We start from the raw sequence: 16,474 nt of genomic DNA on the forward strand, positions 1-16,474 counted from the left end.
TTCTCTTTGATCCTCTTTTGCAACCCATGCGTCCAGGACGTGGTCCAGCTCCGCTTCCCCTTGGGTCATGCCTTCGATCCACCATTCCGTGGTCACTGCCGCCACTCCATACCAGGATAGTGAGCGTCCCATGCTAGTGCCTGGCAGCCGCCCCTTGCCATGCACAATCAATATTCCATGATGCACGGCGACAGAGTTGCTCTCGGTCAGGCTCGACGACCAAGCAGCCTCGTGGCCGCCCCTTTTTGCAGAATTTGACGCACGCAACCGCTCACCCCAGGCATTCACTGCTCCTCTACATGCGCAGCCGATATCAGCCACAGGATGAAGCGTGGACTCCGCGCTTCAGCATACCTGCATATCAATCACGCATGCGAAATATCCCGGGATCATCATTAAAATGAGCGAAAGGGCCCAAGGCACTCCGGGATCGGGGTAGCACGGACCCAGTAAAAGTCACGACGTCCAGGGTTGTCATGCTCGATGCAGAATATCTATTGAGGCCGGTCAGCGAGGGCAACGCGTGCGGGGACGCTCTCGATTACGACTTAAGCTTCCTGGAATTTGAGATGGCGTCGCAGGGGAGGCCTGCCCAGCATATCGGCGGCTCTCTCAAGGCGGAAGAGGCTCCCAATTGGGAAGAGGTGTGGCGGCTCGGCCTCGACCTTGCTACGCGTACCAAAGACCTTCGCATCGGCGTCTTGCTGACACGCTCCGCTGTCAGCCAGTTCGGCTTCTCTGGACTGGCCAAGAGCCTTGAGCTTCTCGTCGCTTATGTCGAGATTTACTGGCCGGAGCTACATCCGCGGCCGGATGCAGACGACGGCGGCGACCAGACCGTGCGTCTCAATGCTTTGGCAAATCTGTGCGATCCCTCCGGGCTTATGGCGGACATCCGCCGCGTTCCTCTCACCGCTTCCAGGCGGTTCGGAGCATTTGCGCTCGGTGACTGGATGTCAGCGCAGCAGTCTCAGCCATGTGAAGTTGATACCACGACCATCAAACTCGCCTTTGGCGACACCGATCCTGGCCAGTTCGACCAAACAAGCGGTGATCTCGACGCCAGCCTCTCGGCGGTCATCGATTTGGATGGTAGCGTTAAGCGGCGCGTCGACATGGCCGAAGCCGTCCGTTTCCAACCTCTAACAGCGCTGCTTCGCCAAGGCAAGGAACTGGTCGATGCCCATAGACGCTCCGAGCCCGTGGCCGCAATGCCCCTGTCGGAGGATTCTGGCGACGCCCCATATCCGGGAGAGATCCGCGACCGAGATGACGTCGTCAATATCCTCGGCCGCGTTTGCCGCTGGTATCAAGTTAACGAGCCGGCCAGCCCCGTACCAGCGCTGCTCGAGCGGGCGAAGCGTCTCGTGTCGAAGGACTTCATGGCTCTAGTGGCAGAGCTGGCGCCGGAGGGTGCTGCGCACTACCGCTCCATAGCCGGCCTGATTGCCGACGAGGGTACTTGAGGCATCGCAACTTCATAGCCGACAAGGAGAATGGAACACATGGCAAAGGAGAGCAGTCAAAAGTTCATTTCGCGAAATCGCCCTCCTCGCGTCCAAATCGAATACGACGTCGAGACCTACGGCTCGCAAAAGAAGGTGCAGCTTCCCTTCGTGGTCGGCGTCATGTCTGATCTCGTAGGCGATCCTGCCGCGCCGTTGCCTCCGCTTGCCGAGCGCAAGATGATGGAGATCGACATTGACAACTTCGATGATCGGCTCAAATCGCTGAAGCCCAGGGTGGCGATGCGGGTAGCGAACCTGTTGACGGGCGAAGGCCAGCTTGCCATCGAATTGAGTTTCGAGCGAATGCACGATTTCTCGCCTGCGGCCGTGGCGCGTAAGGTCGACAGTTTGAACAAGCTGCTTGAGGCGCGAACGCAGCTTTCTAATCTTCTAGCCTACATGGACGGCAAGAACGGTGCCGAGCGGTTGATCGCCAATTTGCTCGCCGACCGGTCCCTGCTCAGCGCCCTGAGCGGCGTGCCCGAGGCTGAACATAAAGCGCCTCAGTTGCCACCCACAGAGACGAAGTAGAATTGATCATGACGTCCACAGATACAATCTCCGCCGTGTTGCAAGACGCCACTGTTGCTACGTTTGATCCGGACGGTTTCAGCAGCTTGCTACAATGCGAGTTAAGGATCTACTCGGACCAAGCCCGTGATGCCGTGGATAGCGCAGTCAGAACACTGGCCGAGCAGGCGCTTGGTAACACGTCCCTGATCAGCGACGACATCGTGGCTACTATCCAGTCGATTATTGCGTCCATCGATGACAAGCTGTCCACACAAGTCAACGAGATCCTCCATCACGAGGATTTCCAAAATCTGGAATCAGCCTGGCGGGGCTTGCATCACCTTACGGTGAACACCGAGACAGACGAGACGCTAAAGATTCGCTTTCTTCCCGTCTCCAAGAAGGAGCTTTCTCGTGCCCTGAAAAAATACAAGGGCGTCTCCTGGGATCAGAGCCCGCTATTCAAGAAAATCTACGAAGAAGAATATGGGCAGATCGGCGGTGAACCCTATGGCTGCCTGATTGCCGACTACTATTTCGACCATACCCCGCCAGACATAGAATTGCTATCGGGACTCGCGCAAATTGCTGCGGCAAGCCACTCCCCTCTCATTTCTGCTGTCTCCCCGCATCTGCTGCAGATGGACTCTTGGCGCGAGCTCTCGAACCCACGCGACATCACGAAGATTTTCCTAACGCCCGAGCACGCCACTTGGCGAGCATTTCGCGAGAGCGAAAACTCGCGATACGTGGCGCTGACGCTGCCGCGCACCCTCGGGCGGTTGCCCTACGGGACCAAGACCAACCCGGTCGACGAATTCGCCTTCGAGGAGGAGACGGACGGCGGCGATAGCCAAAGGTACCTCTGGACGAACGCAGCCTATGCCATGGGGGTAAACATCACACGCTCGTTTAAGCTCTACGGCTGGCTCTCCAGAATACGCGGTGTAGAATCCGGTGGCCTCGTCGAAGGCCTGCCGGTGCATACCTTCCGAAGCGACGACGGCGGCGTTGATCTAAAATGCCCCACTGAGACCGCGATCAGCGACCGCCGCGAGGCCGAGCTCTCCAAGAACGGCCTTCTGCCGCTGCTGCACCGCAAGAATACCGATCTTGGCGTATTTATTGGCGCTCAGACCGTCAACAAACCGATCAAGTACGAAGACTTGGACGCGTCAGCGAATGCTGAGCTCAGCGCTAGGCTACCCTACATTTTCGCAATCTGCCGCTTTGCCCATTATTTGAAGTGCCTGGTTCGGGACAAGATTGGCACGTTTAAAGAGCGCCATGAGGTCGAGGAGTGGCTCAACCAATGGATCCAGCGTTACGTCCACCCCTCGCCCGAGCTGGGGAGCGAAGAAAGCAAGGCACAACAGCCGCTCTCCTCAGCCAAGGTCGAGGTGGACGAGGCTGAAGACAATCCTGGTTATTACACTGCCAGATTCTATCTGCGGCCGCATTACCAGCTTGAAGGCTTGACCATCTCTCTGAGGCTGGTGTCGCGCCTGCCGTCTGCCCGAAAAGGCTGAGAGGGTACGTCCTTCCATAAAGGAAGTGGCGAAGGCAAATTTGGTCCGCAGAGGGCCGTTCGCCGCACCCGGCAGCTCTATATGACAAAACCGCCCGGCCCCAGTGTCACGATACCGAAGGAGAATTCGTCATGGCGTTCGACGCAGTCATGAAGTTCAACACAGTGTCCAAGGATGGCATTCAGCCCAAAGGGGAATCTCTTATCCTGAAGGATGGTTTTACGCTTGCCGACGAATGGAGCTTCTCAATCGAAAACAAGCTCAACATCGGGCCTCACACTGTCGGCGCTGGGACAGGCAAGGCTGAATTCGAGGTTTTCACTATTAAGAAGCAGGTGGATAGCGCCTCATCCGCGCTGTACGTGGCCTGCGGTCGAGGCGCGCATTTTAACGACGTTGACTTAAAGCTCTTCAAGTCGACAGGCAGCGGACTTCTCACAGCTGATTCCAACCTATTCTTGCACTGGAGTTTCAACATGCTCGCGATCGAGAAGGTCGAGTGGGCCTATGCGGAAGACGCTCCGGAGGAGACGATCACCTGCCGGTTCGGCGCCTGCAAGATGATCTATTACAAGCAGGATATGCATGGCGCTCTAACCAAGGCAGGCGAAGGGATCTGGAACCAGGTCTCGAACAGCGCCGAGTTCAATAAGCTGGTTGTCAGCTGACGGTGGCGAAATTGGCAGTCGCCTCGTCGAAAATTGCGATTCTGGAGATCGAACATGACCAGGCATCTTAGGCGGGATCTGGTGCAGCCTTCCCTCCTCGACAGGCTCACTGACGATGAGCCGAACAGCGCGTGCGAAACGCAGGACAAGCGCAGTTTCTCAATTCGCCAACTACAAGAGGTGATTCTACGCGACGTGTCCTGGCTGTTGAACACGAATCAATTGGCTTCAAGCGTGGCACTCCACGCATACCCCCTCGTCGCGGCCAGCACACTCAACTACGGGGTCCGGCCTCTCAGCGGGCACATCCGCGAAGGCATCGATTCGAGCGCCTTGGGAGACGAAATCGCCGAGAGCCTGCAGCGATTCGAGCCGCGGCTCTTACCGCGCAGTATTAAGGTGATGGTCCTCAACGACGGACAGGACTGCAGCTCCTTTCGCTTTAAGATTGCGGCCTATCTGTGGGCGCTGCCTGCTCCGCTGCCGATGACAATGCGCACGGAGGTGGATCCCGAACTCCAAGTTGTCCGTGTTGGTTTGGATCCGGAGACAAGCTGATGGATCCCCGGCTTCTCGGATTGTACAACGATGAGCTGGCCTACATGCGCGAGATGGGGGCCGAATTTGCTCGCTCCTTCCCGAAGGTTGCCGGACGGCTCGGGATGGAAGCAGAAGAGGTCGCCGATCCTTATGTCGAGCGGCTGCTGGAAGGCTTCGCCTTCATGGCCGCGCGGGTGCAGCTGAAGCTGCAGTCACGTTTCCCGAATTTCACGCAGCACCTGTTGGAGATGGTGTATCCGCACTTTCTACCGCCGATACCGTCGATGACGATCGTGCGCTTCGAACCGGATGCGGAAGCCGGACCGATCGAGAATGCATACGTCGTGCCGCGCGGAACCAAACTTTTCGGCCGACTCGCTCCGGGCGCCGTCACCCATTGCGAGTTCCGCACGGCTCACGACGTCCATCTATGGCCGATCATGGTGAGCGCCGCCGACTACTTCGCGACGCCCGGGCAGATCTCCTCCCTGGATCTTCCGGCCCGGCAACAGGTGAAGGCTGCCTTTCGACTGCGGCTTCGTACCACCAACGGCATGCCATTCAATCGACTCTCACTTAAGGCCCTGACACTACACCTTCTCGGGCCCGGTGGCATCGGTGCGGCGCTTGCCGAGCAGCTGATCGCCGACACACGCGCCATCGTTGCCCGTCCCGTCGGCCGGCCAATCACTTGGCAGGAGAGAATCCCGCTCAATATGCTGCGGCAGCGTGGTCTCGAGCCGAACTGCGCGCTCCTGCCCGAGGTCCCACGCTCCTTCGACGGTTACCGTCTCCTGCAGGAGTATTTCGCCATCGCGGAGCGGACGTTGTTCGTCGAGGTGAGTGGGCTTGCCGACGCCGTGTCCCTGTCAACGACGGAAAGCCTCGAGATCGTGTTCGCGCTTGGCCGAGTCGAACCACGGCTGGAACGTCATCTCGGACCTGAGAACATCGCTCTCTTCGCGACCCCTGCGATCAATTTGTTCGAACGCCAAGCTGATCGAATTCACGTGAGGGAAAAAGACCATGAGCATAATGTAATCGTAGACAGGATGAGGCCCCTCGACTTTGAGGTTCACTCCATCCTCGCAATGAGTGGCTACGGAGAGAGCAACGGAGCAGCCCCCGCCGAGTTCCTCCCCTTCTACAGCATCAGCGCGCACGGCCGGGAGGAGCAGCACTCCAGGTACTACATGCTCCGGCGGGAGCAGCGGCAGATGTCGGAGCACCAACGATCGAATGGGGCGCGAACTGGCTATATCGGCAGCGAGACCTTCGTCTCTCTGGTCGATCGCCGGGCGGGTCCCTATTCGGCGGGACCTCAGCAGTTGTCGGTGCGCTGCCTGTGCTCGAACCGGGATTTGCCGCTGCTGTTACCGATCGGCCGAGACGAGACCGACTTCACCCTGGAAATCGGCGCTCCGGTTACCGCCACCCGGTGCATATCGCCACCGAGCCGACCAGGCCACTCCTTCGCCAACGGCGATTTCACCTGGAAACTGATCAGCCACCTTTCGCTGAACTACCTTTCAGTCAGTAATTCCGACAGGGGTGGTCACCAAGGCGCAGAGGCGCTGCGCGAACTCCTGCGCCTCTACATCGATCCGGACAATGCGTGCGCCTCACGGCAGATCGACGGCATCCGGGAGATCCGGTCACAACCTGCGATCCGGCGGCTGCCTGGCGGTGGACAAGCCGCCGTGGCACGTGGAATCGAGGTTGGCATCACCCTGGACGAAGCGGCTTTCGAAGGCGTCGGCATCTTTCCGCTCGCCTCGGTACTCAACCAGTTCTTCGCAAAATACGTTTCGATCAACAGCTTCACGGAGACGGTCGTCTCGACGTTGCAACGAGGGGAGATCATGCGATGGCCGACGATGACCGGCCGCCGGGCGATCCTCTGATTGCGGACGCTCTCGGCCAATTCCTCAGCGCCGTTGCAGCCGAACCGCATGGTTACGACTTCTTCGAGGCTCTGCGGCGGGTCGACGCGATCTGCTCAGATCGACCTCGACTGGGGGAATCGGGCCGGCCGAGCCTGGATCGGGTGCGGATCGGCCAAGAGCCCTCGCTCGCCTTTCCGACGCGACCGATCGCGGGCGTGACGGATGGAGGGGAGACTGATTTTGCGCGAATCTCCACTTACCTCTTCGGATTGTTCGGATCCAACGGTCCTCTCCCGTTGCATTTGACGGAGTATGCTCTTCTCAGACAGCAAAACGCCGCGGATGAGACGCTGGTCAGGTTTGCCGATATCTTCCATCACCGTATGGCCTCGTTCTTCTTTCGTGCCTGGGCGGAGAGTGAGCCGACCGTAAGCCACGACAGGCCACACGAAGATCGCTTCGCGCTTCAGCTCGCCTCCCTCGCCGGCTTTGGCATGACCGCCCTGCTTGCACGAGATGCTATGCCCGATCTGGCCAAACTCCACTTCACCGGCCGTCTCGCCTCACACACCCGCAATCCCGAGGGGCTTGCCGCCATCGTCGCGAGCTTCTTCGAGGCGCCGGTCGATACACGTGAGTTTGTCCCGCAATGGGTCAAACTGCCCCGCGTCTCGCTCTGCCTCCTGGGCCTCGACCCGCGCACGGGCAGGCTGGGCTGCACGGCTACTGCCGGTAGGAGGATCAGAGTGCACCACCACCGCTTTCGTCTCATTGTCGGTCCGCTCAGCCTGGTTCAGTACGAGTCGCTTTTGCCCGGGGCTCTCGGTCTTAGGACCATGGCTCAGATCATCCGCAATTATATTGGAGATGAACTGGACTGGGAGGTCAATCTTGTCCTCCGCCGCGAGGAGATGCCGGAAGTGCGGCTGGGTCGCCGCGGCAGGCTCGGCTGGACGAGTTGGATAGGCAAGCGGGAGATGCGGCGGGACGCCGATGACCTAACGACTACCCCGCCTGATCAGCGGCTGGAGCAATTGTGTCCAATTCCGCCGTAACTGCTTGAGCGTGGCGCCCACACCGGTTCGACGACGCTTTCCATCACATTTTGCTAGCGGGTCTTCGGTTGGGTCTTTTCCACTTACGCCAGATCGCAGCGAAACCAAGGAACACAATGATGGTCCGATCAAAAATCGACAATCTCCTGAAGCGCAATTGTTCTGCTGCGGTCACCTTGGCCGCGTTCGACCCCGATGATGTTTTTCTCCGACGGCTCACAGGCACCGAGCGGCTGGGGCAACTCTTCCACTACGAGGTGAGGCTCGTCAGCCGCCATCCGATCCAGAACTTTGCTACGATTCCCGGGCAAAGCTTGGCGGTAGGCCTTAAACTCAAGGGCTCTGCAATGCGCTTCTTCCACGGCATCGTTACGGAGTTCCAATACTTGGGGCACGATGACGGAGCAAACCTGAACTACGTGGCGCAGATGCGACCTTGGCTTTCGCTTCTCGATTATCGCTCCAACAGTCGGATCTTTCAAAACAAGACCAGCATAGAGATCATCACCACGATTTTTCGGGAACACAAAGGAAATTTTAAGAACCAGACCACCGGACGATTCCCACAGCGCTCCTACTGCGTCCAGTACGATGAGACGGATCTGGCCTTTGTCAGCCGACTGATGGAGCAGGACGGCATCTACTACTATTTTGAACATGCGGAGGACCAACACGACCTAGTGCTGGTCGACAACGCCGCGAGCCACATCGCCTGCGCGCCCGAGATCGTGGAGACGCACCACAACCTCAGGCCTGCGCCAAATCTACATCGGGACGACGTCATCCTGCGTTGGGAGGAGGTCGTGTCGCTCCAGCCGAACAAGGTCGTTCTCAAGGACTACAACCATGAGAAGCCGAGGGCAGAGCTCACGGCCGTCGCGCAAGTTCCTTCCGTGAAGATCGGAGGCATTCCAGCTTGCAAGCCTGTGGAAGGCACCTTCATCCGATCTCCCGAGGCCGGGCGCTTCAGGCCAGTCAATACCTCAACAGCCTTTGGCGGCGGCTCCACGGCAATTCGGGAGACCTTCGTCTATCCGGGACGCTACACCGAAAAAGCGGACGGGGATTTCTATGCTTGCATCCGCGCCGAAGAGCTCGCCTGCAACGCTTATCGTGCGCGGGTCGAATGTACGGCACGCCAGATTAGAACAGGGTTGATCTTCAAGGCTGCGAATCCCTTTTACTATGGCGATGTGGGTGCGCGCCCAACGCCCAGTGATCGGTTTTTGGCGGTCGCGAGTGATTTCACTTTGGTCGCAGAGTTGGGGGACATTCGCACCGAAGCGGACGCCGCGGGTCGGGAGAGAGAAGTCGTATATCGTAGCACGGTGGAGATTATCCCCGCGACCACCCAGTATCGCCCGCCGCGCCGCACGCCCGAGCCGGAGATTCGGGGACCGCATACGGCGGTCGTCGTGGGCCCAAAGGGAGATACGATCGCGACGGACCAGTTCGGCCGCATCAAGGTGCAGTTCTTCTGGGACCGCGAAGGCAATAAGGACGACACCAGCTCCTGTTGGATCAGGGTTGCCCAGAGCTCGGCGGGTAAGGGCTTCGGCCACGTCATCATTCCCCGGATCGGCCAGGAGGTTGTCGTGAACTTTATTCACGGCAATCCAGATTGGCCCCTGGTGACCGGTGTCGTCTACAACGGCTCTAACCTGCCTCCTGAAACCCTGCCGCTGGACAAGACCTGCTCGACTTTCCGAACGCACACCGATCAGGGCGCCGTCAATGCCTACAACGAGCTGCGCTTCGAGGACAAACAAGGTTGCGAAGAGGTCTATCTGAAGGCAGAAAGGGACCATACCGTGGAGGTTGGTAATTCCTATTGCATCGATGTCAAGGGTCAGTACCTCCTGACTTCAGCCGGCAACTGCATCGAGGTGACGCCCGATAAGATCCGCCTTGTGGCAATGGGCAAAACCGGTCAGCAGGCGATCGAAATCAGCGGCAAGGGTATCAGCATCGCCGGTGCGACGATCGGCTTTTGGCAACGACTCCCAGGCTCGGAGCCACCGTTTCCATCCCACCGACGACACCAGGCCCGCCCACGCCAGCGATGATGAAGGCCATGCGGCACCCGTGACGGAGCCCGCGCTCGGTAGGTTCCTCTCAGGAGTGCGAACTGCCTGGAAGGGGGCGACGAAACCCGTCCCACCGCGTGGCTGAAATCAAAACAAAAGCGAGAACGGCGGCGACCTGATCCATTTGCAGGAGTTACCGAGGAGTTGCTTGGCTGGTTTGACGAAGAACCATGGCGGCGAGCCGGGAACGCAGGCAGCAAACCAAGGTGAAGATATGGCGCAAGGAAAAGGTTCACGCGATGGCATTTGATACGCCGCCGGCGGTCGCGACCATCAAGATAATGGTCAACTGAGCGGTAAGCGATGCACCAAGGCACCTTGCCCAAAATCGTCTTGTGGCTCGTCTATGGTAGGTCGCTCGTTGGCCGGCGCGCCGGCGCCGATCACTGATGGTAGTGGGTGACGTAGTGGAGTTCGCGGAGGGCTGGGATGACGAGGGCGATGTCTTTGTAGGCCTCGTGCTCGATGAAATGCGCGGTCTCGGGCCCCGGTCGGGGCTTGCCAAGGGCGGGCCTGCCCTTTTTGTCGATGCAGTAGATCAGGATCGGCAGCAGCAGGCCGTGGTTGGGGTTGTCGAGGTCGAGCAGCCGTTTCCAACATTTGATGTTGAGGTTCATGGCCGCGTGGTACCCTTGGCACCACGGCCGGGGGTCGATGCCGCCGCCGGGCTTGGTACCGAAGCGGGGCGCATAATCCTGCGGTCTGTCGAAGAGCGTCTCGTTGATCCGGTTGTGGATCCTGGCGAGGCTTGCAAACACGGCATGATCGTTTGCAGAGCCTTTGGCCAGGACGTCGCGCGGCAACCCCATGAGCGGGCACATCCAGTCTTGCGGGTCCGCGAACCGCGGCCCGGTGACCGCCGCCGTTACGAAGCCATCCAGCGCCGACATGGTCCGCACCAACGGGCGGCGGGCGGTCTTGGCGGCCATCCAGGCCTCGAGCGCCTCGTCCGACAGCGCCATGTCATCGATCGCGCTCATGCCGCCAAGGAGAGCGGCATCTCTTCGCGGCGCCCCCAGTTCCATATGTGGACGGCTCCCGCTTGCAAGTGTTTTTTACAGATATTTTTGATCGGATCGCTTGCTTCCATATGTGCGGCCTTTGTGTGTGGTCGCACATGACCACTGGCCAAGATGGTTTCCGCAACGCATGTTCCTAACACGGCAACGACCTTGAAAGGCCAATGGAACTGACGGAGTATCACGCGTCTTGGATCGATCGATCGCACCATCTGCTTTTCTCTTGCAAGTTCACAGCATCAGCTCAACACAGTAGCATTCTATTCTGCTCACCGTGATGACCAATTCCTATGTTGCTTGCGTTTGCTCCTCTGTCCGCCGATACGCCTCGCCGCTCACCATGAGCTTCCACGCAATACGGGCGATCTTGTTGGCGAGCGCCACCGCAACCAGCTTTGGTTTCTTCCTTTGCAGTAGTTCGGTGAGCCATCGGGAAGCATGCCTGCTTCGACCTGCTCTGACGTGCTGAAGAAGAGCAGTCGCGCCAACCACCAATATGCTCCTCAGCATTTCGTCGCCAGCACGTGTGATCACCCCCAGTCTGACCTTGCCTGCAGTCGAATGGTCTTTGGGCGTGAGGCCTATCCAAGCGGCAAAATCGCGACCCGACTTGAACGTTCGGGGATCTGGGGTCTTCATCATCAAAAGCGATGCGCCGACCGGCCCGACACCCGGAATTTCGGCCAGGCGCCTGCTGCATTCATCGGAGCGATGCAACGCGGTCAGTTTTTCCTCGACGGCTTTCGTTTCGGTAAGCAAGTCGCGATACTCAACGCCATGCATGGCAAAAAGCTCGCGGGCCAATTCAGGCAGGGATTGATCCGCCGCAATCCGCTCCAGCAACGGTTCGATTCGGCACATGCCCTTGGCCGCGACGATGCCGAACTCCATGGCAAACCCGCGTATGGCATTGGCGAGCTGCGTTCGATTGCGAATGAGTCTCTCTCGCACACCGACCAGCATTAACGCCGCCTGCTGGTCCGCGGTCTTCACCGGCACGAAGCGCATCGTCGGTCGGCTCATCGCCTCACACAAAGCTTCCGCGTCCGCCGCGTCGTTCTTGCCGCGTTTCACATAAGGTTTCGCCAACTGAGGCGCTATCAATTTCACCTCATGACCGAACGAACTTAACAGCCTCGCCCAATGATGAGAGCCTCCACAGGCTTCGAGTGCGATAGTAGTCGGCGGCGTTTTCTCGAAGAATTTCACCATCTCCCTACGCGAAAGCTTCTTGCGAAGGACTGGTTGCTCGCCTGCGTTCACGCCATGCAATTGGAAAACGCTCTTTGACGTATCCAGGCCAATTCTGATAATCTCTTCCACGGACGGTCTCCCTCGATTGAGCTTTCAACGAACTCATTCTGGCACATTGCGATGCCGTTGGGAGCCGTCCACCCCAACACGGCATCAGCTCGTCCCAGCGCGAGGCTGGCCAGTCGTTCTGGGTGCGCTCGGCGACATCGGCCATGTAGGCTTCGGCATCAACCCCGCAGAGCTTGCAGGTCTCGATGATGCTGAGCACGACCGCGGACCGCTCTGCCGCGGCGAGGCTGCCCGAGAAAAGCCAATTGCGCCTGCCGACCGTAAATCCACGAATCGCCCGCTCCGCGATCAGGTTGTCGGGCTCGAGCTGGCCATCGTGGAGGAAGCGGTTGAACGCGCGCCATCGCCTGGTGCCATAGGCGAAGGCCTTCGCGATATCGGCATGGCGCGACAAACCGTTGCCCTGGCGCATGAGCTGTCGTCGCAGCGCCCGGACCAGTGGTCGGGTCCGGCTTCGTCGTGCGGCCAATCGCTCGGCGGGTGGGAGCCCCCGTATCTCTTCCTCGATCCGGTAGATCGCCTGGATACCGGCCATCGCCGTCGTGCTGAGTTCGGTCGGCTGGCTGTCGTGAACGTCGAATATCTTGCGACGCAGATGGGCCAGGCAGGCAGCTTCTCGAATGGCGCCGCCCTTGTAGATCTGGTTATAGCCGCTGAAACCGTCGGCCTGGAGCGTGCCGGCAAATCCGGCGAGCTCGGTCATGACGCTCTCGCCAGCGCGTCCCATGGTGGCGCGATACCAGGCGATCGGCGGCTCCTGCGAACCCGAGTTGCGGTCGTCGGCGACGTAAACCCAGAGCGCGCCTTTGTGCGTCTTGCCGGTGCCGGGCGCCAGGATCGGAAGCCGCGTGTCGTCGGTGTGAATCTTGGTGCGGGTACGGCCGATCTCGCGGATGCGATTGTAGATCGGATCGAGCAAGGCGGCGGCGTAGCCGGCGCTGCGCGCAAGGGTGGATCGCTCGATATCCCCGTGGGTCGGTCAAAATCCCCCGGGTGTGGTCACTTGAAACTCCCCCACCCGATGATCACCGGCAGCGCTACTGAACAGCGGTAGCCGGTAAGGCAGGACGTTTATTTTCATCCCCTTTCTATAGCGAGGGGACCGGGAGTTGAACGTCTTGAAGGCACATCTGCAAAGCACCGTACTAACATTACTTGATCGCAACACCAGCCAGCGCGAGATTCAAAGGCTGACGGGTGTCGATCGCAAGACGATTCGGCGTTACCGAGCGCAGCGGGCTGGTGCGGAGGCAAATTCCCCCGGGGAAGTGACCACCGGCTCGGCAAGCGCGGAGGACCAAATTCCTCCACCCCGACCACCGGCTTTTGGGGTGTCGGGAGCGACGGTCACCAGAAGCCTGGCCCGCTCGGCCTGCGAAGTGCATCGGGCGTGGATCGAAGAACAGGTCCGCCTGAAGCGAAATGCGCAGGCGATTTACCAGGACTTGGTCGATCAGTTTGGCTTTCCGTCCAGCTACCAAAGCGTCAAGCGGTTTGTGCGCACGTTGCGACACAGCGATCCCAAGCAGTTTGATCGTCTAGAGTTCCTCCCCGGCGAGGAGGCTCAGGTCGACTATGGCGAGGGCGCGCTGACGATCGATCCCAAGAGCGGCCGGTACCGTCGTCCCCGCCTGTTCGTGATGACGCTGCGCTATTCGCGGCGCAGCTTCCGGCGGGTGGTCTGGCAATCCAGCCAGCAAGTCTGGGCGCAGCTTCACGAAGAGGCGTTTCGGTATTTTGGCGGGGTGGTCAGCTATGTGGTGCTCGACAACCTTAAGGAAGGCGTCCTCAAGCCCGATCTGTACGAGCCCGAGCTCAATCCGATCTACAGTGCGATGCTGGCTCATTACGGTGTCGTCGCCGATCCGGCCCGCGTGGCGGACCCCAATCGGAAGGGGAGCGTCGAGAATGCGATTCAACATACCCAGGGGACCGCGCTGGCCGGACGGCGCTTCGAGACGCTGGAAGCGCAGAACGAGTTCTTGAGGCACTGGGAGGAGAACTGGGCTTCCAAGCGCATCCACGGCAGCACTCGCCGTCAGGTCGACGCCATGTTCCAGGAGGAGAGGCCGCACCTGCGGCCGCTGCCTGTCGCACCCTTCCGCATCTTCACTGAAGTCGTTCGGACCGTCTGCGACGACACCACCGTACGCGTCGACAGCAGCTATTACGCCGCGCGGCCCGCGGCCATCGGCAGTCTGGTCGTCGTGCGCATCTACACTTCCACGATCGAGATCCGTGATCGCCACACCCATGCGCTGCTGCGGATTCATCCCCGGATGACGCACCCCGGTTCTGTCGTCCTGCCAACCAACGAACGGCCGTTCAATCCGTCACGGCAAACCGCCGTGCTGCTGGCGAACGCCGGCCGCATCGGCCCACAAACCAAGGCCCTGTGTCAACATATGTTCGATGCCGAGGGACGCCCCGGACAGCGCGCGATGTGGGGCATTGTCGGGCTGAGCCGGAAGTATCCGACACGGCTGGTCGAGCAGGCCTGTGCTCATGCCATCAGCAACCGCATCTACCGTTACAAGCACGTACGCGCGACTGTCGAGCGGCTGTTTGAGCAGGCGCTGCAACAGGTTGAAGAAGCCCCACAGCCGGTATCGCAGCTCACCCAGGATCATCCACTGATACGCGCGCCCGCCGAATATGGCGACCTCTTCAGCCGTGCTGTGCGGCACGATGCCGGCAACAATGGCCGGCAGGCTGGGGCTGACGACGACCGCGCCTCTCCACCTCGCGCTCGTGGCGCCTGCGCAACCCCGACCAGCTTCGCCGCCACGAGCGCTCCCGCTATCCCTTCTCACCTCAAACTGGAGACCCAACCCCATGATGACCATACCCGAAATTGAACGCTGCCTGCGACAGTTGCGCCTGTCGGGCGTCCGCGACACGCTGCAGACGCGCGTGCTGCAGGCGCAGGGCGCAAACCAACCCTTCCTCGAGACCTTCTCCCTGATCCTGCAGGACGAACTGGATCGTCGCCAATCCCGCCTTATCGAGCGGCGATATCAGCAATCCGGGCTCGATGAAAAACTGACGCTCGCCGAGTTCGACTGGGCCTTCAATCCCAAATTGCCGCGCCAAACTTGCTTCCAGCTCCACACCCTGGCGTTCGTCGCCGCCGGCGAGAACGCGATGCTGGTCGGCAAACCGGGCACCGGGAAATCCCACATCGCCAAGGCGATTGCCTATCAGGCGATCCTGCACAGCCACAAGGTCCAGTATCTCGAGACCGATGACTTCTTCCACCGCCACGCTCTGAACGCCCCCGCGCAACGCGAGGCCCGGATGCGAACAATCATCGACTGCGATCTCCTCGTGCTCGACGATCTGTTCCTCGCACGGGCCATCCCCGACGAAGCCGGCGCATGGCTGCAGACCCTGATACATCAGCGCTACAAACTGCGTCGCAGCGTCATCGTCACCTCCAATCGGGTCGTACAGGACTGGGGGACATATCTGCGAGACAACACCATGAGCACGACGATACTCGATCGGCTGATGCATCATTGCCATCTGCTTGAGTTCGATGGACGCAGCTATCGTCTCAAAGAAGCCGCTGAGGCCCTTGCTCGGGAAACAAAGTCAAACTAACAAATACACCCTCTGTCCTGTCTTGCGGGTGGGGGAGTTTGACTGACCCTACCCGGGGGAATTTGAAGTGACCCGCGGGGATATCGACGCCCTTGGCGGCCATCATCTGTGCCTGACGGTAGAAGGGTAGATGATAACCCCACTTGGCCATCATGATATGGGCGAGCGCGGCATAGCTGAGCTTGCCGCGTGCAATGGCCTTGGCTGGTGCCGGCGCCTGGATGATTTTATCGCAGGCCCGGCAGCTGTACTTGGGTCGAATGGTCTCCATCACCTGCCAGGCCTGGGCGACCAGATCGAGCATCTCCTCGCTATCTTCGCCCATGGCGCGCAGATCGCCGCCGCAGCCCGGACAGCATGCGCAAGAGGGTTCGCGAACGATCCTCTTTCGCGGCAGGTTGGGGTTGAGCTTGCGCACCGGCAACACCCGGACCTTGTCGGTGTCGGCGACGATGGGCAGCTCGATATCGGGCACGCCGACGGCGAAATCGGTCTCGAGATCTTCGAGTTCGAGCAGCATCTGGCCCAGCTTCTCGGACGAGCGGCCGAAGGCCTTGCGGTTGAAGCGATCGATCTGCAGCTGCAGGCGCTGGATGCGAAGTGCGGCCTCGGCGCGCTCCCTTCGCAGTTGCTCATCGCGTTCGGCGATGGTGATGTCACGGGCAGAAACGGCCGCCTCCAGAAGGGCGATCCGGGCGAGGAAATCAGCGATTGAGGGGGTCTGTTCCGACACCCAAATTAAA

At 59.9% G+C, this 16,474-nt stretch carries 14 protein-coding genes and 1 pseudogene; 11 read left to right on the forward strand and 4 right to left on the reverse strand.

The window, feature by feature from the left end:
* Nucleotides 1–476: 476 nt before the first annotated feature.
* The 9 genes from tssA (at nt 477) to CGZ66_RS41395 (ending at nt 10,079) form a co-directional block, all read left to right on the forward strand.
* Nucleotides 477–1,466, forward strand: coding sequence for a type VI secretion system protein TssA (gene tssA / locus CGZ66_RS28320; RefSeq protein ID WP_095090142.1), 990 nt, complete (start codon nt 477–479; stop codon nt 1,464–1,466).
* 39 nt (nt 1,467–1,505) lie between these two features.
* Nucleotides 1,506–2,039, forward strand: coding sequence for a type VI secretion system contractile sheath small subunit (tssB, locus tag CGZ66_RS28325; protein WP_095090504.1), 534 nt, complete (start codon nt 1,506–1,508; stop codon nt 2,037–2,039).
* Nucleotides 2,040–2,047: 8 nt separating this feature from the next.
* Nucleotides 2,048–3,550, forward strand: a complete 1,503-nt coding sequence (gene tssC, locus CGZ66_RS28330) for a type VI secretion system contractile sheath large subunit (protein ID WP_095090143.1) — start codon at nt 2,048–2,050, stop codon at nt 3,548–3,550.
* A gap of 131 nt (nt 3,551–3,681) precedes the next feature.
* Nucleotides 3,682–4,218 (forward strand): type VI secretion system tube protein Hcp, encoded by a 537-nt coding sequence (locus CGZ66_RS28335; protein WP_095090145.1) that lies wholly within the window; start codon nt 3,682–3,684, stop codon nt 4,216–4,218.
* A 54-nt stretch (nt 4,219–4,272) separates the two neighbouring features.
* Nucleotides 4,273–4,776, forward strand: a complete 504-nt coding sequence (gene tssE / locus CGZ66_RS28340) for a type VI secretion system baseplate subunit TssE (protein WP_095090146.1) — start codon at nt 4,273–4,275, stop codon at nt 4,774–4,776.
* Complete coding sequence (tssF, locus tag CGZ66_RS28345; protein ID WP_095090148.1) at nt 4,776–6,662, forward strand: type VI secretion system baseplate subunit TssF; 1,887 nt, start codon at nt 4,776–4,778, stop codon at nt 6,660–6,662. The genes tssE and tssF overlap by 1 nt, the downstream gene beginning before the upstream one ends.
* Complete coding sequence (gene tssG / locus CGZ66_RS28350; RefSeq protein WP_095090505.1) at nt 6,626–7,699, forward strand: type VI secretion system baseplate subunit TssG; 1,074 nt, start codon at nt 6,626–6,628, stop codon at nt 7,697–7,699. Before tssF ends, tssG begins: the two co-directional genes overlap by 37 nt.
* A 119-nt stretch (nt 7,700–7,818) precedes the next feature.
* Nucleotides 7,819–9,765, forward strand: coding sequence for a type VI secretion system Vgr family protein (locus CGZ66_RS28355; protein WP_245331258.1), 1,947 nt, complete (start codon nt 7,819–7,821; stop codon nt 9,763–9,765).
* Nucleotides 9,766–9,956: 191 nt separating this feature from the next.
* On the forward strand, nt 9,957–10,079 hold the full coding sequence (locus CGZ66_RS41395) for a hypothetical protein (protein WP_280952832.1): 123 nt from the start codon (nt 9,957–9,959) through the stop codon (nt 10,077–10,079).
* 90 nt (nt 10,080–10,169) lie between these two features.
* Here the strand turns inward: CGZ66_RS41395 and CGZ66_RS28360 are convergent, their stop codons facing one another.
* From CGZ66_RS28360 to tnpC, 3 genes are all read right to left on the reverse strand, one after another.
* Nucleotides 10,170–10,748, reverse strand: coding sequence for a UPF0149 family protein (locus CGZ66_RS28360; RefSeq protein ID WP_245331259.1), 579 nt, complete (start codon nt 10,746–10,748; stop codon nt 10,170–10,172).
* A gap of 345 nt (nt 10,749–11,093) precedes the next feature.
* Complete coding sequence (locus tag CGZ66_RS28365; protein WP_095090149.1) at nt 11,094–12,128, reverse strand: IS110 family RNA-guided transposase; 1,035 nt, start codon at nt 12,126–12,128, stop codon at nt 11,094–11,096.
* Nucleotides 12,022–13,092: an IS66 family transposase gene (gene tnpC / locus CGZ66_RS28370; protein ID WP_280952839.1), complete on the reverse strand. Its 1,071-nt coding sequence runs from the start codon at nt 13,090–13,092 to the stop codon at nt 12,022–12,024. The genes CGZ66_RS28365 and tnpC overlap by 107 nt, the downstream gene beginning before the upstream one ends.
* Before the next feature lie 134 nt (nt 13,093–13,226).
* Between tnpC and istA the strand changes: the two are divergent.
* Both istA and istB read left to right on the forward strand, forming a co-directional pair.
* A pseudogene (gene istA / locus CGZ66_RS28375) lies at nt 13,227–14,986 on the forward strand (IS21 family transposase); the annotation flags it as partial.
* Complete coding sequence (gene istB, locus CGZ66_RS28380) at nt 14,964–15,731, forward strand: IS21-like element helper ATPase IstB (protein WP_095090151.1); 768 nt, start codon at nt 14,964–14,966, stop codon at nt 15,729–15,731. The pseudogene istA and the gene istB, both read left to right, overlap by 23 nt.
* On the opposite strand, the gene CGZ66_RS28385 is transcribed toward istB, so the two are convergent.
* Complete coding sequence (locus CGZ66_RS28385; protein ID WP_245331262.1) at nt 15,685–16,464, reverse strand: IS66 family transposase zinc-finger binding domain-containing protein; 780 nt, start codon at nt 16,462–16,464, stop codon at nt 15,685–15,687. The two genes, istB and CGZ66_RS28385, sit on opposite strands and share 47 nt — an antisense overlap.
* Nucleotides 16,465–16,474: the final 10 nt, after the last annotated feature.

This window comes from Mesorhizobium sophorae, from assembly GCF_002270415.1.
Classification (GTDB): domain Bacteria; phylum Pseudomonadota; class Alphaproteobacteria; order Rhizobiales; family Rhizobiaceae; genus Mesorhizobium; species Mesorhizobium sophorae.